The organism is Streptomyces sp. NPDC036984 (assembly GCF_055607665.1).
The window spans coordinates 63,716-82,767 of sequence record NZ_JBVJRL010000016.1 but is presented as its reverse complement, the minus strand read 5'-3'; the positions used below and the strand labels follow the sequence as shown (position 1 = coordinate 82,767).

The following is a 19,052-nucleotide window of genomic DNA, read 5'->3' as shown; positions in this document are numbered from 1 at the left end:
CCGTGGCCCGCTGCCCCGCCGACGGGGAGCGGGCCACGGCGCGTGGCCGGTTCCGGCGACCGGCGCGGAGGTCCAGCCCGGTGCGCGGGGGCGCCCGGGGCCGGACCGGACCTCCACGGCGCCGCCTCCGGTCAGCCGCGCCGCACGGTGACGGTCACCAGGCTGTCCGGGCCGGCCAGGACCCAGGCCCGGCCGGCCGTCCGGCGTACGACCGTCGCACCGCCGTCGGCCGTGACCCGCCAGGTGCCGGGCGGGAAGGACAGCTCGGTCAGCCGGGAGCCGCGGGACGCCGCACGATAGACCAGGCGGTAGAGGCCCGCCCCGGAGTCGTACGCGGCGGAGCGGACCGTGCCCGCCACCGTCTCGGCGTACGGCTCGGCGGTCAGCTCCTTGTTGGTGCGGAAGGCACCGGTGTCGTCGACCGCGCAGTACCCGCCGCCGTAGCACCACACATAGCCGGCCCAGCCGGAGGCATAGCGGCCCAGGGAGGCCAGCGCGTCCCGGTAGAAGCGGTTCATGTGCGGCAGGGCGTTGTTCAGCGGGCCCCACTCGCCGACCACGACCGGGACCCGGTACCGCCGCGGGTACGCGGTGACCGCCCGCTCGTACGCCTCGATCCAGCCGGCGCCGGGATCGTAGTCGCCGCCCGCCTCCATGGCGGAGTTGTAGAAGTGCGGCGCGTACACGACCCGGGGATCGTCCACGCGTCGGAGGCCGGTCGGTACGCCCTCGCCGACGATCGGGGTCGGTTCCACGAACACCCAGGCGTCCCGGTCGGCCGAACGGACGGTGTCGGCCAGGCGGTTGTACATCGGCGTGAGCTGGTCGCGTTCGATGCGGCGCGCGGCCGTCGCGAGGTCCTCCCCGGGCCGCAGTTCGCCCATCGGCTCGTTGATCAGGTCGTAGCCGAGCACGGCCGGATGGTGGGCGAAGCGGGCGGCGAGGAGGCGCCACATCCCGGCCTGGGCGCGTCGGAGGTCCGCGTCCGCGTAGAGATGGGTGAAGGCGCGTTGTACGGCGGGCTCGAAGTACTCGGCGAACCAGTCGTCCGGATGGGCGGTGAACGGCAGTCCGTCGGTTCTGGTCGCCCACGCGGGCACCCCGCGGTGGCCGAAGGCGGGCCCGAAGACGTCCTGGTGGGCGTCGATGACGACCTTCACGTCGTAGCGCTCGGCCCAGTCCAGGACGCGTTCGATCCGGCGCAGGTAGTCCCGGCTGTACCGGCCCGGACTCGGCTCCAGGTCGTCCCAGAAGACCAGCAGCCGGGCGAAGTCGAAGCCCTGGGCCCGCATGTCGCGCAGGTGGCGTTCGGTGATGCCCGTCAGGGCCTCGTCGCCCCGGTGCGTCTTGTCCTCGATGTTCCAGCCGTGCAGGGTGAGCACCCGCCCGTGCCGGTCGGTGAGCCGGGGTATGTCCGCTCCGGTCTCCTCGGCGTGGGCGGTGGCGGGGGCGAGCAGCGCGGCGACGACCGCGCCGGCCGTGAGAAGCACTCGCAGCACAGGAAACCTCCGGGGCGACGGTGTTCGATGTGCCGCGCATCCCACCAGCCGCCGCCGCACTCTTCAAGGCCTGGACTCGCTTCGGCTGCTGTGACTTGACGCGGCTCACCTACCGCGCCGGACTTCAGGGCTCAAGAAGACGAGCCCGTCGACGCGTCGCGGGACACGGTCACCGGTCGTCCCCGGGGAGCCGGACGCTGCGCACCACCTTGTCCTCGCCGCCGCCGGCGAGGAACCGCCCGTCCGGATAGAACGCCACGGCGTTCACCGAGCGGTCGTACTTGACGGCGAACAGCGACTGCCCCGTGTCAGCCGACCACACGGATACGGTGCCGTCCTCGCTGCCGGTCGCGAGCATGGTGCTGTCGGGACTGAAAGCCACCGACCGCAGTCCGGCGTTGTGCTCCACACGGAAGAGCGGCGTCCATGTCTCCGTTTCCCTGACCTCAGCGGCACGGTCCTGGCTGCAGGTGGCGATCTTCCGCCCGTCCGGGGAGAAGGCGACGCCGAGGACGAAATCGTGGTGGGGGATCCGGGCCTTCTGACGGCCCGTGTTGTCCCAGACGTACGCGTTCTTGTCCTCGGACGCCGTGAGCAGCAGGCGTCCGTTCGGGCTGAACCTCACGGCCTTGACCGCGCGGGCATGGCGCAGGGTCAGTACGCGGTTCGCGGTGCTGAGGTCCCATACACAGACCGTCGCATCCGCGCTGCCGGTGGCCAGGTACTGCCCGCTGCCGTCGAAGTCGACCGTGTTGACGAAATGGCGGTGGGCCAGCTCGGCGTCCATGGATCCGGTCGACACGTCCCAGACGCGCGCGAAGTTGTCCGTACTGCCGGTGGCCAGTCTGCTGCCATCGGGACTGAAGGCGGTCGCGTTCACCATCGTGCTCCACCCGCCGAGCCGGCGCTCCCACCTCGGCCGGCCGGTGACCACGTCCCAGACCCGAATGAGCTTGCGGGAGCCGGTGGCGAGCAGGCGCCCCTGCGGATGGACGGCCAGACTGACCACCCAGTGCCCGGTGTCGATCGCCGTGAGGGGCGTGATGCCGGGGGAAGGCGTTCTCGGCGTAGGTGGAGGTGGAGGTGGAGGTGGAGGTGGAGGCGGGGACCGCCGCCCGGGCGGCGGCGGGGGCTGCGGGAAGGACGGCTCGGTTTTTCTGTCACGGTGCGCCTCACGCCCCGGCCGGTTGGTGTCTTCGGCCACTTGCCGCGGGGGAGTGGGCGGCCGCGAAGAGGTGAGGTCGAAGAGCCGGGCGTCGCCGCTGCGCTGGTACAGGACGGGCGTGAAGCACTCGAGGCTGTCGTCCTTGTCGGCCCGCAGCGCGATACGACCCGTGCGGACCGCCTCGTCGACCGGCCGGTTGGCCGCGAGGGCCTGGTAGAAGGCCCGGGAGAAGAGCACGGCCGCTTTGTCGGTCACCGGGAACTGCATGGCCACCACGGCCGGCACCGTGTATTCGAGCTTGGCCGCCGTGCTGGAGAACAGATCCAGCGCGTGGGAGGTTCCCGTCTCGCAGCTGTTGAGCACGACGAGGCGTGGTGCGGGCTCGGCGACGCTGATGAGCGAGCCGAGCGCCTCGGCGTGCAGTGGATCCTCCCGGCCCTGCTCGTCGGCGAAGACGATCATTCCCTGCCGCCGTTGCTCGTCGAACCTCCCGTGCCCGATGAAGTGGAAGATGTGGCAGCCGCGGAACAGCGCGTCGAAGAGATGCTGCTTGGTCTGCCCCTGCACCCAGTCGAGCTGCACCATCCCCGTGTCCATGAGCGGCTTGAGCGCGGAACTCAGGCCCTCTCGCTCCATGTCCGCGTTCAGCGTGCCCAGCGAGCCGGGCAGGGCCACCATGCCGAGGATGCGCAGCGGCGGATCCACGCGCAGCGGCGAGACCGGCTCCAGCATCTCCACGTAGCGGATGATCGGATGGTGCAGGCACAGATAGCCGCCGAGTTTCGCGTCGTACAGAAGCTCCCAGGGCAGTGCCGCCAGCTCCGGGGAGCGGACCCGGAGGATCATGCGCAGCCGCCGGCCGCGTTCCTGCGCCTTCTGCCTGCTGGACAGATAGAGCGCCTTGATCGCGCTATGAAACACGGAGTCGAACAGTGTGCCGCCGACCTGCCGGGCGGGCGCCTCCAACCCCGGTCCCGCGCTCCGTGAGCGCGCGGCGGACCCCAGAACGGCCGCCTCCAGCGAGGGCAGCCGGTCCAGCAGCTCGTCCGCGTCGATGGCGGCGACGGTGGTGTCCTCACCGCACGGCGACGACACCTCGATGCGGTAACCGCCGGGCGCCTCGCTCATTTCGAGCACGAAATCAAATTCCGCCGCCATGGCGCCCTTCTCCCCTTCGGCAGGTCAATGCCGCGCTTCGGCCACGGTGTGTGACGGCGTGGCGGGGGTCTCGTTCTCGTCCCCTTCGGGTACGGAGGCGTTGCCGTTCAACCATTTGAGGAAGTCGGCGTAGTGCCGGGGATCCGAGACCTGGGCAAAGACGACGATGTTGTAACGCCGGTCCGTGTAGACGGCAACTGCGGTGTTTCCGACCATGTAGCAGGCTTGCTCGCCGACCGTGACAGACTGGTCACTGAGGGCCCACTCCTCTTTGCTCCCCTTCTTGACGTCGTCCACAGAGCTGCACTTGGCTCCCGGCAGATTGGTGGGGTCGGCTTTGTTCAACCAGTACTCCTGCATCGAGTCGACGTCGGGGAACAGGGTGAACCACGCCTGCTCCGGCGTGGTGTCGTCATCGGTGCCGGTGCATTCGAGTCCCACCGCTCCCTTGGGGGATTCAGCGGCTTCCGAGCAGTCCATCGCAGTCTTGACATCGGACGGAACGTGGGTCCTGAGTTCCGCCAACGCGGGGCCGCGCTTTTCCGTCTCGGTCGCCACGCCCCACATTCCACCCGCCAGCAGCAGCACGCCCAGAATGGCGAGCGCGATGCGTGGTGTCCGGTGCATCTTGGGAATGGTCATGAGGCGCCGGGAAATGCCACTGCCGATCAGGGCGGCGGCCAGCAGGATAACTCCGATGACGATGAGAACGATCTCGAGGGCGAGGGGCATGGCTCGCCTCCTTCGTGCGTGAAGCCGCATTCTCTACGGCTGAAGCCCACCGACCCTGCCCTCGCCCGCGGCGCACACGCTCGGGAATTAAGAGAACCGTCAACTACCTGGCGGTGTGCGGAATTTCGTGCTAATCCAGATCTTATGGCGATTATGGAGTTCCCGCTACACGATGGTGGCACCGTGCTCGTCAAAGTCTCCGACGAGCAGGTGCCAAGCCCTGTGATCACCCGAGGCGCGTCCACATCCGCGGTGATCGAGAAGGCCGAGGGCACGTTCGACTCCCTCACCCGTGCGGTGCGCGCAGTGGCCCATGGCATGGCTGCCCAGATGGAAGGACTCGTGCAACGCCCCGACGTTCTCCTCGTGGAATTCGGTGTCGAGTTGAACGCCCAGGCAGGAGCGGTCATCACGACGGCCGGGGCCTCGGCTCAACTGAAAGTCAGCCTGACATGGACCAAGTCCTGAGCGAGCTCACTCACTTCGCGGTTCGTGTATGACGGCGACTTCGCCCGGAGGGACCGTCACCGAGTACCCCAGCTCCTGGCCGCTGAGCAGTTCCACCGACCCCGGCGCCACAGCGGGTTCGGGGCCCTGACCGGTGTGGTCGATGACGAACAGGTAGTCCGCCTCCGGGCCGCGCCGACGGGCCCCACCGCCGTGCCCGCGCCGGGTCACGTGCGGGCGGGTCAGCCCTTGTTGGAGCCCAGTGTCAGGCCGCTGACGAACTGGCGCTGGAGGGCGAAGTAGACGACCAGGGTCGGGATCGCGGTCAGCAGGGAGCCGGCGGCGACCAGGTTCGGGTCGGTGAAGTACTGGCCGGAGAGGTTGTTCAGCGCCGAGGTGATCGGCATGTTCTCGCCGGTGGAGATCAGCACGAGCGCCCAGAAGAAGTCGTTGTAGATCCAGATCGACAGCAGGGTGGCCAGGGCCGCCATCGCCGGCTTGCACAGCGGCAGCGTGATCTGCCAGTACAGCCGCCACACCGAGGCGCCGTCGACCAGCGCCGCCTCCGTCAGCTCGTGCGGCAGCGATCGCATGTAGTTGCTCAGCACGAACGCGCAGAACCCGGACTGGAACGCCACATGGATGAGGACCAGGCCCAGCGCGGAGTCGTACAGCTTGCCGCTCGCGGTGATGCCCGGCAGGTTCGTGAGCAGGTACAGCCGGTACAGCGGGGTGATGATGACCTGCTGCGGGAGCAGGTTGCCGGCCGTGAACACCAGCAGCAGCGCCAGGTTGAGGTGGAAGTCGAACCGGCTGACGTAGAAGGCGACACAGGAGGACAGGAACAGCGTCAGCAGCACGGCCGGGATCGCGATCACCAGCGTGTTGCCGAAGTAGTGCATCATGTCCGACTGCTGGAACGCGTGTTTGAAATTGTCGAAGTTCAGCGTGTCCGGCCAGGACACGTAGCCCTTCGCGCTGGTCTCGCTGTACGGGCGCAGGGCCGAGAAGACAGCCCAGAGCAGGGGTGCGAGCCAGGCCAGGGCGGTGCCCGCGAGGAAGACGTGCAGCAGGACCCGGGCGGGGCGGATCGGGGCGCGCCGCTTCAGCGGGAGAACGGTGCCGCTCATGCGCGTCGCTCCTTCCGGAAGGTGGCGATCAGATACGGGACGATCACCGCGAGGGAGATGACCAGGAGGACCACGGCGATGGCGGAGCCGTATCCGATACGGCTGGACTCGCCGATGATGTTGTTGGTGACCAGGATCGACAGCAACTCGGTGCCCTGCGCGCCCTTGTTGAAGACGAAGACCAGGTCGAAGGCGCGCAGCGCCTCGATGATGGTGACGACCAGGACGACCGTGTTGGTCGGGCGCAGGGTCGGGAAGATGACGTTCTTGAACGTCTGCCACTCGTTCGCGCCGTCCAGCGCGGACGCCTCCCTGAGCGAGGGGTCGACGCTCTTCAGACCGGCCAGGTACAGGATCATCATGTAGCCGGTGTGCCGCCAGGACGCGGCGATGAGGACGGCCCACAGGTTGAGGTCGGGGTCGCCGATCCAGTCGATGTAGTGGCCGGGCTCGTTGGCGCCGAGGATGCTGTTGATCAGGCCCGTGTCCGGGTTGTAGACGAGCTGCCAGACGAAGCCGATGCACGCCATCGAGATGACGACCGGCAGGAAGAACGCGGTCTGGTAGACCCGGGTGAACCGGATCTTCTTGTCCAGTTGGACGGCGAGGAACAGGCCGAGCGGCGTCGGGATCAGGATCAGCACCACGAACCAGATGACGTTGTGCTGGACGGCCGGCCAGAACTGCGGGTTGTCGGTGAAGAGTTGCCGGAAGTTGTCCAGGCCGACCCACGTGATCGAGTCGAACCCGATGCCGTCCCAGGTGGTGAAGGCGAGGAAGACCGAGGCGATGGCGGTGACCCAGACCAGGATCACGTGCAGGACGGTCGGCACGCCCGCCATCACGGCCAGGGTGAACCGGTCACGGCGGGTCAGCAGGCGCCGGTGGCCCTGCGTGCCCCGCTTCTTCTCAGGCGTGGCGCCCGGCGGCACGGCCGCCGCCTCCGGGCTCTTCGTCGTCGTGTCGGTGGTCATCGGGCCGCTCACGAGGACGCGAAGATCGTCTTCTTCTGGCGTTCGATGGACGACAGCAGGCCGTCCACGCCCTTGGGGTTCTGGAGGAACTTCTGGAGGCCGGGCTGCATCACCGTGGAGGTGAAGTCGGGACGGCTGTCGCGGTCCATGAACTGGGTGAGGCTCTTGGCGCTGCCGATCATCTCGAACGCCTTCTTCTGCAGCGGCGAGTAGGAGGACGTGTCCGCCTTGCTGGAGGCGGCCACCACGCTCGAGTCGGTCTTCAGGTACAGCTCCTGGGCCGCCGGGCTGCCCAGGTACTCCAGCAGCTTGACCACACCGGCGTGGTTCTTCGGGGACTTGCTGACCATGAAGCCGTCGGTCGGGGCCTCGACCGTGCCCTGGCCGTACGCGGAGTTGATCTCCGGGAAGGCGAAGAAGTCGAGGTCGTCCAGGTCGGCCTTGTTCGTGAACTGCTGGGCCACGAAGGAGCCGAGGAGGTACATCCCGGCCTTCTTCGCCACCAGCGTCTGCGCGGCGTCCTGCCAGGTGCGGCCCATGAAGCCGTCCTGGTGGTAGGGGAGGATCTCGGCCCAGTGGTCGAAGACGTCCTTCACCTTGGTGTCGGTCCAGGATGCCTTGCCCGCCATCAGCTCGACGTGGAAGTCGTAGCCGTTCAGGCGGAAGTTGATCTGGTCGAAGGTGCCCATCGCGGGCCAGGCGTCCTTGTCGCCGAAGGCGATCGGGACCAGGCCGTCCTTCTTCATCTGCTTGCACAGGGCGACGAAGTCGTCCCAGGTGGCCGGGACCTTGTAGCCGTGCTGCCGGAAGACGCTCTTGCGGTAGAAGACCGCCCACGGGTATGTCGTCATCGGCACGAAGTAGTACGTGCCGTCCTCGCCCTTGCTGAGCTTCTTCATCGCCTCGGGGAAGTTGTCCCCGATCTTCGCCCACACGTCGTCGATCGGTGTGGCCAGCTTCTTCGCGGCGAAGAACTGCATGCGGTAGCCGGCGAACCAGTTGAACACGTCGTCCGGCGTGCCCTGGAGATACGAGTTGATCTGCTCCTGGAAGGTGTTGTGGTCCTTCGTGTTCACATCGACGGTGATGCCGGACTGCTTCTTGAAGGCCGCGTAGACGCTCTCGAAGGCTGCCTTCGGCACCGCGTCCGAGGCATTGGAGCCGACGGTGACGGTCTTCGGGTCGGAGGCAGAACCGCTGCCTCCGCAGGCGGACAGCAGGGGTATGCCGGCCCCGGCGAGCAGGGCGGCACCGCCGGCTCCGCGCAGCAGCGAGCGGCGGCTGGGACCCGGGACGGAAAGACCGGAGGGGGAGAGGCGCATGGCGGCTCCTGAGAAACAGGGTTCGGCCAAGGGGGTGAGTTGATCGCCGAAAGGTCTCCGAAACCGCTCAGAAACCAACTCGACCGAACATCGTGGGCGTAATAACAGCCCCACGTCCGCTCAGGCGTCAATAGCTCCGGTCGTACTGGGGGGTCTCTTGCCCGAAACGTAATCGACACTGTCACCTGCACCATTGCGGGCGGGCGGATCAGAGCGGCCCCCGCGGCCCGGGGCGGCCGCGGGGGCTGTGTGAAACAGATCGTTCCGTTTCAGGTCCTGACCAGCAGCTGGAAGTCGAAGGCGTACCGGGACGCGCGGTAGACATGGCTGCCGTACTCCACCGGCCGGCCGGCGTCGTCGTAGGTGGTGCGCTCCATGGTGAGCAGGGCCGCGCCCGGCTGCTCCTCCAGCAGGGCGGCCTCCGCGGTGCCTGCGCTCCGGGCGCCGATGGACTGGCGTGCGCTGCGCAGCGTGATCCCGGCGGCGCGCAGCATCCGGTACAGACCCGTCGACTCCAGCCGCCCGGTGTCGAGTTCGAGCGGGGAGGCGGGCAGGTGGTTGCACAGGAACGCCACCGGCCGGCCGTGCGCGCAGCGCAGCCGCTCCAGCACGGTGACCTCCGTGCCCTCCGTGAGGCCCAGTGCGGCGGCCACCTCGGCGGGCGCCGGGATCCGCTCGTTGCGCAGCACCCGGGTGGTCGGTGCCTGTCCGGCCGACTCCAGGTCGTCGTAGAGGCTGCTGAGCTCCAGGGGGCGTCTGACCTTGCTGTGCACGACCTGTGTGCCGACCCCGCGGCGGCGCACCAGCAGCCCCTTGTCGACCAGGGACTGGATCGCCTGGCGGACGGTGGGCCGGGACAGCCCGAGCCGCGCGGACAGGTCGACCTCGTTGCCCAGGAGGTTCCCCGGGACCAGTACCCCGTGCTCGATGGCCGCCTCCAGCTGCTGGGCGAGCTGGTGGTACAGCGGCACCGGGCTGGTGCGGTCCAGGGCGAGGGTGAGGCGGTCCAGCGCGCGATCGCCCGGTGCCGTTCGCTGCGCCGTGCGGTGTACTGGGCTCATGCCTCCCAGGTGTAGGTCCGGGAAGGTGAGGGTGTCAATGGTTTGTACTTACATTCGGACCTGCTCGTGAAATGATGTCTTAACAAAGTATTGACAGCGGGCTCGACAGAGGCTTGTATCCCGTCCCAACGCAATCGCGTCCCTTGCCCCGTCGCACGCACAGTGAGGTGCAGGAAAGATGGAACGCTCTTCTCGCTTCCGCTCCCGCAGACTGGCCCCCGTCGTGGCCACGGCCGCTGCGGCAGCCCTCACCCTGGCCGGCTGCTCCAGCAGTTCCGGTGGCAAGAAGGCCGAGGAGGAAGCGGCGAACGCCTCCGCGGGCAAGGCGAACACCCCCCGTATGACCGTCGCGCTGGTCACCCACCAGGCGCCCGGCGACACCTTCTGGGACACCGTCCGCAAGGGCGCGGAGGCCGCGGCGGCCAAGGACAACATCAAGCTCGTCTACTCCCCCGACCCGAACGCGGGCAACCAGGCCGGCCTGGTGCAGAACGCGATCGACCAGAAGGTCGACGGCATCGCGGTCACCCTGGCCAAGCCCGACGCGATGAGGGGCGTGATCGGCAAGGCCCAGCAGGCCGGGATACCCGTGGTCGGCCTCAACTCCGGGGTGAGCGACTGGAAGAAGCTCGGCCTGCTGGAGTTCTTCGGACAGGACGAGAGTGTGGCGGGCGAGGCTGTCGGCGACAAGCTGAACACCACCGGCGCGAAGAAGATCGTCTGCGTGATCCAGGAACAGGGCAACGTGGGCCTCACCCAGCGCTGCGACGGCGTGAAGAAGACGTTCAAGGGCACCACTGAGACCCTGTATGTGAACGGCACCGACATGCCGTCCGTGAAGTCGACGATCACGGCGAAGCTGAAGCAGGACAAGGCCCTCGACACCGTGGTCACCCTCGGCGCCCCCTTCGCCGTGACCGCGGTCCAGTCGGTGGGCGACGCGGGCAGCAAGGCCAAGGTGGCCACCTTCGACCTCAACAAGGAACTGGTCAAGGCCGTCCAGAACGGCGCCATCGAGTTCGCCGTCGACCAGCAGCCCTATCTCCAGGGCTACCTGGCGGTCGACTCGCTGTGGCTCTACAAGAACAACGGCAACTACAGCGGCGGCGGTGAGCAGCCGGTGCTCACCGGCCCGGCCTTCGTCGACAAGTCCAACGTCGACAAGGTCGCCGAGTTCGCCGCGAAGGGCACCCGGTGATGGGCATGACCCAGCAGGCTCGGCCGGCGGTGGGCAGACCGCCGGCGTCCGGACCCCGGCAGACCGACGGCCGCACCGCCCGCCGCCCGCTGGTGCTGAGGCTGCTGGCCCGGCCCGAGGTGGGCGTCTTCCTCGGAGCCGTCGCCGTCCTGGTCTTCTTCCTGATCGCGGCGCCGCCGGTGCGCGACGGCAGCTCGATGGCGAACATCCTGTACCAGTCCTCGACCATCGGCATCATGGCCCTCCCGGTGGCCCTGCTGATGATCGGCGGCGAGTTCGACCTCTCCTCCGGCGTCGCCGTGATCTCCTCGGCGCTCACCGCGAGCATGCTCAGCTACCAGCTGACCCTCAACGTGTGGACCGGCGTGATCGTCGCCCTCCTCGTGTCCCTCGCGATCGGCGCCTTCAACGGCTGGATGGTGATGAAGACCGGGCTGCCCAGCTTCCTGGTCACCCTCGGCACCTTCCTGATCCTCCAGGGCGCCAACCTCGCCGCGACCAAGCTGGTCACCGGCAACGTCGCCACCGACGACATCAGCGACATGGACGGCTTCGACCAGGCCAGGAAGATCTTCGCCTCCTCCTTCGACATCGGCGGGGTCCAGGTGAAGATCACCGTGATCTGGTGGCTGGTCTTCGCCGCCCTCGCCACCTGGGTGCTGCTGCGCACCAAGTACGGCAACTGGATCTTCGCCGTCGGCGGCAACAAGGACAGCGCCCGTGCCGTCGGCGTCCCGGTGAGGTTCACCAAGATCACCCTGTTCATGCTGGTCGGCCTCGGCGCGTGGTTCGTCGGCATGCACAACCTGTTCTCCTTCAACACCGTGCAGTCCGGCGAGGGGGTCGGCCAGGAACTGATCTACATCGCCGCGGCCGTCATCGGCGGCTGTCTGCTCACCGGCGGCTACGGCTCCGCGATCGGCCCGGTCTTCGGCGCGTTCATGTTCGGCATGGTGCAGCAGGGCATCGTCTACGCCGGCTGGAACCCGGACTGGTTCAAGGCATTCCTCGGCGTGATGCTCCTCGGCGCCGTCCTGATCAATCTGTGGGTCCAGCGCACGGCGACCCGGAGGTGACCCATGACTGACAACGGAACCGGAACGCACGGTGCCGTCCTGAAGGACAGCACACCCGCCCAGGACGGCCCCCTCGTCCAACTGCGCGGCGCCGGCAAGTCCTACGGCAACATCCGCGCCCTGCACGGCGTCGACCTGGAGGTCCACGCCGGCCGGGTCACCTGCGTGCTCGGCGACAACGGCGCCGGCAAGTCCACCCTCATCAAGATCATCTCCGGGCTGCACCAGCACACCGAGGGCGAGTTCCTCGTCGACGGAGAGCCGGTGCGGTTCACCACCCCGCGCGAGGCGCTGGACAGGGGCATCGCCACCGTCTACCAGGACCTGGCGACCGTCCCGCTGATGCCGGTGTGGCGGAACTTCTTCCTCGGCTCCGAGATGACCAAGGGCCCCTGGCCGCTCCGCCGCCTCGACATCGCCCGCATGAAGAAGACCGCCGACGAGGAACTGCGCAACATGGGCATCGTCCTGGACGACCTGGAACAGCCCATCGGCACCCTCTCCGGCGGCCAGCGGCAGAGCGTGGCCATCGCCCGCGCCGTCTACTTCGGCGCCCGCGTCCTCATCCTGGACGAGCCGACGGCCGCCCTCGGCGTGAAGCAGTCCGGCGTGGTCCTGAAGTACATCGCCGCCGCCCGCGACCGCGGCCTCGGCGTCATCTTCATCACCCACAACCCCCACCACGCCTACATGGTCGGCGACCACTTCAGCGTGCTGCGCCTCGGCACCCTGGAACTGTCCGCCGACCGCACCGAGGTCGGCCTGGAGGAGCTGACCAACCACATGGCCGGCGGCGCCGAACTCGCCGCACTCAAGCACGAACTGGCCCAGGTGCGCGGCGTCGCCGTCGAGGAGCTGCCCGAGGCGGGCGACCTGACCGCACCCGTGGTGACCTCCCCCGAAGGGAACTCCTGACCATGCCCCACGCCCTCGACCGCATCCGGGTCGGCTCGGCCCCCGACTCCTGGGGCGTCTGGTTCCCCGAGGACCCGCAGCAGGTCCCCTGGGAACGCTTCCTCGACGAGGTCGCCGAGGCCGGCTACGACTGGATCGAACTGGGCCCGTACGGCTACCTCCCCACCGATCCGGCCCGGCTCACCGACGAGGTGGCCAAGCGGAACCTGAAGGTCTCGGCGGGCACCGTCTTCACCGGCATGCACCGCGGCCCGGCCGTCTGGACGGAGACCTGGGCGCACGTCAGCCAGGTCGCCGCGCTCACCCAGGCGATGGGCGCGAAGCACCTGGTGGTGATTCCCTCCTTCTGGCGGGACGACAAGACCGCCGCGATCCTGGAACCGCCCGAGCTGACCGCCGAGCAGTGGGCGCACCTGACCAAGGGCATGGAACGGCTCGGCCACGAGGTCAGGGAGACCTACGGCCTGGACATCGTCGTGCACCCGCACGCCGACACCCACATCGACACCGAGGAGCACGTCGAGCGCTTCCTCGATTCGACCGACTCCGAGTTGGTCAACCTCTGCCTGGACACCGGGCACTACGCCTACTGCGGCGGCGACAGCGTCAAGCTGATCGAGACCTACGGCGAGCGGATCGGGTACCTGCACCTGAAGCAGGTCGACCCGGACGTCCTCGCCGAGGTGGTCGCGCACGAGGTGCCGTTCGGGCCGGCCGTGCAGCGCGGGGTGATGTGCGAACCCCCGTCCGGGGTACCGGAACTGGGACCGGTGCTGGAGGCGGCCCAGCGGCTGGGCGTGGACCTGTTCGCCATCGTCGAGCAGGACATGTACCCCTGCGAGCCGGACACGCCACTGCCGATCGCGGTGCGCACCCGGCGCTTCCTGCGGTCCTGCGGGGCCTGAGGGGGATCGAAGGGTGGTCAAGGAGCCGGGCCGCGGGCAGAACCGCGGCCCGGTTCCTGCGGTATCCCAGCGGATTCGGCCAGCCGGTGGCCGGGAACCAACCTGGGGCACGCGGGCGTTGGGAACGATGACGGGGGTTGCCCGCGCAGACGGGAGGACGAGATGACACACCGCACGGAACCTCGCAAGGCGCCCCAGGACCCCGCCGACGCGGCGGCTCTGCGCCGCGACCGCTTCGGCACGCTGCCGGAGCGAATACGCCCGCAGGACACGGTGGAGACCAAGCCGGCCACCACGCCGGATCCGGCACGGGACACGTACAACCCCGACGAGTGGCTGATCCGCTACTGCGGCTGACACAGCAGGGGATTACGGCGCCGGGCCCGTGGCCCGGCGCCGCCTCGTGGGCTCAGCCCTGCCGCACGTCCGCGAGCGTCACCGGCCGGTGCTCGTGCAGCGACAGGGTGCACGCCTCGGCGATCCAGCCGGCCTCCAGGGCGTCCTCGACGGTGCACGGGGAGGGGCGGGTGCCGGCCACGACCTCGGTGAAGGCGGCCAGTTCGGCCCGGTAGGCGTCGGCGAAGCGGTCCATGAAGAAGTCGTGCGGGGTGTCGGACGGGAAGGTCACGCCGGGCTCGACCGAGCGGAGCGGGAGCTTGTCGTCCAGGCCGACGGCGATGGAGTCGGCGAAGCCGTGCAGTTCCATGCGGACGTCGTGACCGCGTGCGTTGTGGCGGGAGTTGGACACCACCGCGATCGTGCCGTCGTCCAGGGTCAGGATCGCGGCGGTGGTGTCGGCGTCGCCGGCCGCCCTGATGTAGTCGGCGCCCCGGTTGCCGCCCACCGCGTACACCTCCGTGACCTCACGGCCCGTCACCCAGCGGATGATGTCGAAGTCGTGCACCGAACAGTCGCGGAAGATGCCGCCGGACGCGGCGACGTACGCGGCGGGCGGCGGCGCCGGGTCCAGGGTCGTGGAGCGGACCGTGTGCAGCTTGCCCAGCTCACCGGCGTGTACGGCGGCCCGCGCGGCGGCGAAGCCCGCGTCGAAGCGCCGGTTGAACCCGATCTGGATCGGCACGTCGCTGTCCTGCACGGCCCGGAGGACCCGTACGCCCTCGCCGATCGTCCTGGCGACGGGCTTCTCGCAGAAGACCGGGACGCCGGCCTCGACGCCGGCCAGGATCAGGGCGGGGTGGGCGTCGGTGGCCGCAGCCACCACTATGCCGTCCACGCCGGCCGCCAGCAGGGCCTCCGGCGAGTCGGCGACCTCGGCCCCGAACCGCTCGGCGGCGGCCTTGGCCGCGTCCGCGAACGGGTCGGTGACGACGAGCGACTCGACGGCGTCGAGCCCGGAGAGGGTCTCGGCGTGAAAGGCGCCGATACGGCCGAGGCCGAGGATTCCGATACGCATGGGGTGCTGCTCCTAGGGTGGGGTGCGGAGTTCTAGTCGAGGCCGCCGAGCACGTTCTGGTCCCAGTCGATCACCGACCCCGTGACCACTCCCGACCGGTCGGAGAGCAGGAAGACCACGAAGTCCGCTATGTCGTCCGACTGGCCGAGCCTGCCCATCGGCAGCCGGGCCGCGGCCCGGTCCCGCCAGTCGTCGCCGGCGCCGTGGAAGGCCCGCTGCGTGGCGTCCTCGCCCTCCGTGTCGGTCCAGCCGATCTTGACGACGGCCGGGTCCGGGAAGGCGCCCCGGAGAACGACGATTCCGGGGCCGTCCGCGAGCGCTCGCACCAACTCGGCCCGCAAGACGTCCCGGTCGCCGACGGCGCGCAGCCGCTCACCCTCGTACACCAGGGCGTTCTCCGCCACCGAGCCGGCGTGCGGGTGGTCGGCGAGGTCGGTCGTGCGGCCGACGAGCGCGCGGAAGGCGCCGAGCTCGCAGCCCCGCTCGGTCAGCCAGGTGCGGCCTGGCACGGGGGCGACGGACATCGGTGTCCCTCTTTCGGTCACGGAAGCGGCGCGGCCCTGCCATTCTTGTCAGTACAAACACCTCGAACAACCAGCAGAGAGCCATCAAAAACCCCTCAAGGAGCCGGTCCATGGGCCACCCGTTCCCCCTCCGGGAAATCGCACGTCAGGCGGGTCTCAGCGAGGCCACCGTGGACCGGGTGCTGAACGGCAGGGGAGGGGTGCGGGAGAGCACCGCGCAGGAGGTGCACCGGGCCATCGCCGACCTCGACCGGCAGCGCACCCAGGTCCGGCTGGTCGGCCGGACCTTCATGGTCGACATCGTGGCGCAGGCACCGGAACGGTTCACCTCCGCCGTACGCGCCGCCCTGGAGGCCGAACTGCCCGCGCTGCACCCGGCGGTGGTCCGCTCCCGTTTCCACTTCCGCGAGACCGGACCGGTCCGGGAACTGGTCGGCACGCTGGACCGGATCGCCCGGCGCGGCACGCAGGGCGTGATCCTCAAGGCGCCGGACGTCCCCGAGGTCACCGCGGCCGTCGGCCGGCTCACCGCCGCCGGCATCCCGGTCGTCACCCTCGTCACCGACCTGCCCACGAGCGGACGCCTCGCCTACGTCGGCATCGACAACCGGGCGGCCGGCGCGACCGCTGCCTACCTCATGGGCCAGTGGCTCGGCGACCGGCCCGGCAACGTCCTCACCAGCCTCAGCAGCGGCTTCTTCCGCAACGAGGAGGAGCGCGAGATGGGGTTCCGCGGCGTCATGCGAGCCCGCCATCCCGAGCGCGCGCTGGTGGAGATCGCCGAGGGCCAGGGCCTGGACGCCACGCAGTACGACCTGGTCCGCGCCGCCCTGGAACGCGACCCCGAGATCCGGGCGGTGTACTCCATCGGCGGCGGCAACAACGCCACGCTGCGGGCGTTCGCCGACCTCGGCCGCGACTGCGCGGTGTTCGTCGCGCACGACCTGGACCACGACAACACCCGCCTGCTGCGTGCCCACCGCCTGTCCGCGGTGCTCCACCACGATCTGCGGCACGATCTGCGCGAGGCATGTCACGAGGTGATGCGCAGCCACGGCGCGCTGCCGCCCGCGGGGCCGCTGCTGCCGTCGGCGATCCAGGTGGTCACCCCGTACAACATGCCGGCAAGCTGACCCACACGCCGGTCCGCGCCGACTCCGCCATCGCGTCGAGCACGGTCGCGCTGTGCACCGCGTCGGCGAGGGTGGTGCCGTACGGCGTGCCCTCGGCGATGGAGCGTACGAAGCGGTACGCCTCGATCACCTTCAGGTCGTCGTAGCCCATCGCGTTGGCCGCGCCCGGCTGGAACGCGGCGAACTCACCGGCGCCCGGGCCGACGTAGACCGTGCTCACCGGCTGGTCCTGGTAGGTCGTACCGCGGCTCAGCCCCAATTCGTTCATCCGGCGGAAGTCCCAGAACACCGCCCCCTGGGTGCCGTGCACCTCGAAGCCGTAGTTGTTCTGTTCGCCGACCGAGACCCGGCAGGCCTCCAGGACCCCGCGGGCACCGGAGGCGAAGCGCAGCAGGCAGCTGACGTAGTCCTCGTTCTCGACCGGGCCGGGCTCGCCGCCGGAGGCCAGGGCGTGGCCGGCCGTCGCGCCGACCGGGCGGGCGCGTTCCGGGAGGAAGATCGCGGTGTCGGCGGTGAGCGCGGCGATGTCGCCCAGCAGGAAGCGGGCCAGGTCGGCGCCGTGCGAGGCCAAGTCGCCGAGCACCCCGCTGCCGCCGCGCTCGCGCTCGTACCGCCAGGTCAGGGCGGAGTCCGGGTGGGCCGCGTAGTCGCTGAAGAGGCGGATGCGGACGTGCGTGACCGTGCCGATCTCGCCGGAGGCGATCAGCTCGCGGGCGGCCTCGACGGCGGGAGCGTTGCGGTAGTTGAAGCCGACCGTGCCCTGCACACCGGCCTCGGCGACCGCGTCGGCGACCGCGCGGGCGTCCCCGGCGGTCAGGCCCACCGGCTTCTCGATCCACAGGTGCTTGCCGGCCTCGGCCATCGCCACGCCGATCTCCCGGTGCAGGAAGTTCGGCGCGGTGATGCTCACGGCCCGCACGCGCGGGTCGGCGGCCACCTCGCGCCAGTCGCGGGTCGCGGCCTCGAACCCGAACTGCTCGGCGGCCTCCTCGGCCCGCCCGGGCACCTCCTCGGCGACGGTGACCAGCCGGGGCCGCAGCGGGAGCCGTGGATAGTGGTGCGGGAGCCGGGCGTACGCCTGGGTGTGCACCCGGCCCATCCAGCCCAACCCGACGACGGCGACACCCAGCGCATCCACCATGACAGCCTCTCCCTGGCGTGCTTGGACCGGCCCTTCCTCTGTCGCCGTCACCTTTGTTCGGACATAGTCAGCGTGTCAACCCTTTGACAGCGCGGCGCGCCGCATGGAACGGTCCATGCCATGTCGGTGGCCGGGTACGGCAACACCGGCATCTCCCGGTTGCGGCACCTCTGGCTGACCACCGTCGACACCGCCCCGTACGAGGCCGGCCGGCGCGCCGCCCGCTGCCTCCTGGACCGGCCGGCCGGGGAGCGCCCGGCCGGTCAGAGGGTGATCGCGTACGCCTTGCGCAGCGTCTCGTGCACGGTCCAGCGGGTACGGTCGCCCCCGCGCAGCACCGCCATGTCGCCGGGCCCCACCGTCAGCGTCGGCCCGTCCTCGACCTCGATGGTGGCCGAGCCGCTGATCACCACGAACAGCTCGTCCGCCTCCGTGTCGGTGACCACGCCCGGGGTGATCTGCCAGATCCCGCGGATCTGCCGCCCGTCCGGCGACTCCCAGACCACCTTTCCGGTGACCTCCGGGTTCCCGGAGACGATTTGTTCCGGGTCCAGGGGCTCGGGTTCGAGGTCGGCGTCGGGGATGTGGAGCGCGAAGCTGTGCGTCATGCGGCCGACCCTAGTCGGCACGCGAGCCGTGCCGCCGTGGACAGTGTGTGCGGCATCGGGCCTGGTCGGAGGACACTTCGTCGGGCCACGCGGACTGGCGGGGCCGCCGGGCCCGGGCGATCGTGGGGACATGGCTGACTCCACGGCGGCCCGCACGGCACCGCCCCGGCAGCACGACACGCGCGAGACCGTCCTGTTCGGCGGGGTGTACGGCGCCGTCCTCGCCAGCTCGTTGGTCGCGGCGCTCACCCAGTACGGGCACACGTCCGCCGACGTCCGCGGCTACGACGCCGCATGGGTGCTGGTGACCGCGTGCGCCTCCGCCCTCGCCCACGGCTACGCCCACTACATCGCCGAGCGCGTCCCGCACCGACGACGGGACATCCTGTTCGCACTCCGCAACGAGTGGCCGCTGGTCACGGCCGTGCTGCCCACGGTCTTCCTGCTCGCGGGCGCGCGCTGGGGGTGGTGGCCCGCGAAGGGTGTCGAGTACGCGGCGTTCGCCCTCAACATCGCGATCCTGTTCGTGCTCGGCCTCGTCACCGCCCGCTGGTCGGCGCGGAGCTGGCCGGCCGCCGTCCTCGTCGGGCTGGGGGACGCGCTGCTCGGGCTGGTCGTGGTGGTGGCGAACGCGCTCATCAAGTAGGCCG

The 19,052-nt window shown here is 69.7% G+C and carries 18 protein-coding genes and 2 pseudogenes; 9 read left to right on the top strand and 11 right to left on the bottom strand.

The genetic code is table 11. From position 1 onward, the window contains the following. Positions 1-131 precede the first annotated feature (131 nt). The 3 genes from ACZ7DL_RS26705 to ACZ7DL_RS26695 form a co-directional block, all read right to left on the bottom strand. Complete coding sequence (locus tag ACZ7DL_RS26705; RefSeq protein ID WP_470777754.1) at positions 132-1,499, bottom strand: cellulase family glycosylhydrolase; 1,368 nt, start codon at positions 1,497-1,499, stop codon at positions 132-134. Positions 1,500-1,668: 169 nt separating this feature from the next. Beyond that, positions 1,669-3,822, bottom strand: a complete 2,154-nt coding sequence (locus ACZ7DL_RS26700; protein WP_470777753.1) for a CHAT domain-containing WD40 repeat protein — start codon at positions 3,820-3,822, stop codon at positions 1,669-1,671. A gap of 24 nt (positions 3,823-3,846) precedes the next feature. Next, positions 3,847-4,554 (bottom strand): tetraspanin family protein, encoded by a 708-nt coding sequence (locus ACZ7DL_RS26695; RefSeq protein ID WP_470777751.1) that lies wholly within the window; start codon positions 4,552-4,554, stop codon positions 3,847-3,849. A 183-nt stretch (positions 4,555-4,737) separates the two neighbouring features. Between ACZ7DL_RS26695 and ACZ7DL_RS26690 the strand changes: the two genes are divergently transcribed. Further along, positions 4,738-5,022: a CU044_2847 family protein gene (locus ACZ7DL_RS26690; RefSeq protein ID WP_470777749.1), complete on the top strand. Its 285-nt coding sequence runs from the start codon at positions 4,738-4,740 to the stop codon at positions 5,020-5,022. A gap of 221 nt (positions 5,023-5,243) precedes the next feature. On the opposite strand, the gene ACZ7DL_RS26685 is transcribed toward ACZ7DL_RS26690, so the two are convergent. From ACZ7DL_RS26685 to ACZ7DL_RS26670, 4 genes are all read right to left on the bottom strand, one after another. Continuing rightward, positions 5,244-6,131 (bottom strand): carbohydrate ABC transporter permease, encoded by an 888-nt coding sequence (locus ACZ7DL_RS26685; RefSeq protein WP_470777746.1) that lies wholly within the window; start codon positions 6,129-6,131, stop codon positions 5,244-5,246. Beyond that, complete coding sequence (locus ACZ7DL_RS26680; protein WP_470777744.1) at positions 6,128-7,105, bottom strand: carbohydrate ABC transporter permease; 978 nt, start codon at positions 7,103-7,105, stop codon at positions 6,128-6,130. Before ACZ7DL_RS26680 ends, ACZ7DL_RS26685 begins: the two co-directional genes overlap by 4 nt. Before the next feature lie 8 nt (positions 7,106-7,113). Continuing rightward, the gene (locus ACZ7DL_RS26675; protein ID WP_470777741.1) at positions 7,114-8,427 is read right to left on the bottom strand and encodes an ABC transporter substrate-binding protein; all 1,314 of its coding nucleotides are present in this window, start codon (positions 8,425-8,427) and stop codon (positions 7,114-7,116) included. A 269-nt stretch (positions 8,428-8,696) separates the two neighbouring features. Next, on the bottom strand, positions 8,697-9,488 hold the full coding sequence (locus ACZ7DL_RS26670; protein WP_470777739.1) for a GntR family transcriptional regulator: 792 nt from the start codon (positions 9,486-9,488) through the stop codon (positions 8,697-8,699). A gap of 178 nt (positions 9,489-9,666) precedes the next feature. Here ACZ7DL_RS26670 and ACZ7DL_RS26665 point away from each other — a divergent pair, with 178 nt between their 5' ends. The 5 genes from ACZ7DL_RS26665 to ACZ7DL_RS26645 all read left to right on the top strand — a co-directional run bounded on the left by ACZ7DL_RS26665 (position 9,667) and on the right by ACZ7DL_RS26645 (position 13,939). Continuing rightward, positions 9,667-10,686, top strand: coding sequence for a sugar ABC transporter substrate-binding protein (locus ACZ7DL_RS26665; protein WP_470777737.1), 1,020 nt, complete (start codon positions 9,667-9,669; stop codon positions 10,684-10,686). Next, the gene (locus ACZ7DL_RS26660) at positions 10,686-11,762 is read left to right on the top strand and encodes an ABC transporter permease (protein ID WP_470777735.1); all 1,077 of its coding nucleotides are present in this window, start codon (positions 10,686-10,688) and stop codon (positions 11,760-11,762) included. Before ACZ7DL_RS26665 ends, ACZ7DL_RS26660 begins: the two co-directional genes overlap by 1 nt. Before the next feature lie 3 nt (positions 11,763-11,765). Then, positions 11,766-12,677: an ATP-binding cassette domain-containing protein gene (locus ACZ7DL_RS26655; RefSeq protein WP_470777733.1), complete on the top strand. Its 912-nt coding sequence runs from the start codon at positions 11,766-11,768 to the stop codon at positions 12,675-12,677. Between the two features lie 2 nt (positions 12,678-12,679). Further along, positions 12,680-13,582, top strand: coding sequence for a sugar phosphate isomerase/epimerase family protein (locus tag ACZ7DL_RS26650; RefSeq protein WP_470777731.1), 903 nt, complete (start codon positions 12,680-12,682; stop codon positions 13,580-13,582). 162 nt (positions 13,583-13,744) lie between these two features. Then, positions 13,745-13,939, top strand: coding sequence for a hypothetical protein (locus tag ACZ7DL_RS26645; protein ID WP_470777729.1), 195 nt, complete (start codon positions 13,745-13,747; stop codon positions 13,937-13,939). 52 nt (positions 13,940-13,991) lie between these two features. Here the strand turns inward: ACZ7DL_RS26645 and ACZ7DL_RS26640 are convergent, their stop codons facing one another. Continuing rightward, entirely contained in the window at positions 13,992-14,996 is a 1,005-nt protein-coding gene (locus ACZ7DL_RS26640) for a Gfo/Idh/MocA family protein (protein ID WP_470777726.1), read from the bottom strand. 32 nt (positions 14,997-15,028) lie between these two features. Continuing rightward, a pseudogene (locus tag ACZ7DL_RS26635) lies at positions 15,029-15,256 on the bottom strand (SDR family oxidoreductase); the annotation flags it as partial. 374 nt (positions 15,257-15,630) lie between these two features. Between ACZ7DL_RS26635 and ACZ7DL_RS26630 the strand changes: the two are divergent. Beyond that, a complete protein-coding gene (locus ACZ7DL_RS26630; protein WP_470777722.1) occupies positions 15,631-16,653 on the top strand; it encodes a LacI family DNA-binding transcriptional regulator in 1,023 nt (340 codons plus the stop codon). On the opposite strand, the gene ACZ7DL_RS26625 is transcribed toward ACZ7DL_RS26630, so the two are convergent. After that, positions 16,625-17,794, bottom strand: a complete 1,170-nt coding sequence (locus ACZ7DL_RS26625; protein WP_470777719.1) for a Gfo/Idh/MocA family protein — start codon at positions 17,792-17,794, stop codon at positions 16,625-16,627. The genes ACZ7DL_RS26630 and ACZ7DL_RS26625 overlap by 29 nt on opposite strands. A 120-nt stretch (positions 17,795-17,914) precedes the next feature. On the opposite strand from ACZ7DL_RS26625, the pseudogene ACZ7DL_RS26620 reads away from it, so the two are divergent. Next, a pseudogene (locus ACZ7DL_RS26620) lies at positions 17,915-18,056 on the top strand (LacI family DNA-binding transcriptional regulator); the annotation flags it as partial. Position 18,057: 1 nt separating this feature from the next. Here ACZ7DL_RS26620 and ACZ7DL_RS26615 read toward each other — a convergent pair. Next, complete coding sequence (locus tag ACZ7DL_RS26615) at positions 18,058-18,402, bottom strand: cupin domain-containing protein (RefSeq protein WP_470777953.1); 345 nt, start codon at positions 18,400-18,402, stop codon at positions 18,058-18,060. A 130-nt stretch (positions 18,403-18,532) separates the two neighbouring features. Between ACZ7DL_RS26615 and ACZ7DL_RS26610 the strand changes: the two genes are divergently transcribed. Further along, entirely contained in the window at positions 18,533-19,048 is a 516-nt protein-coding gene (locus ACZ7DL_RS26610; protein WP_470777951.1) for a hypothetical protein, read from the top strand. The last annotated feature ends 4 nt before the right edge of the window (positions 19,049-19,052 follow it).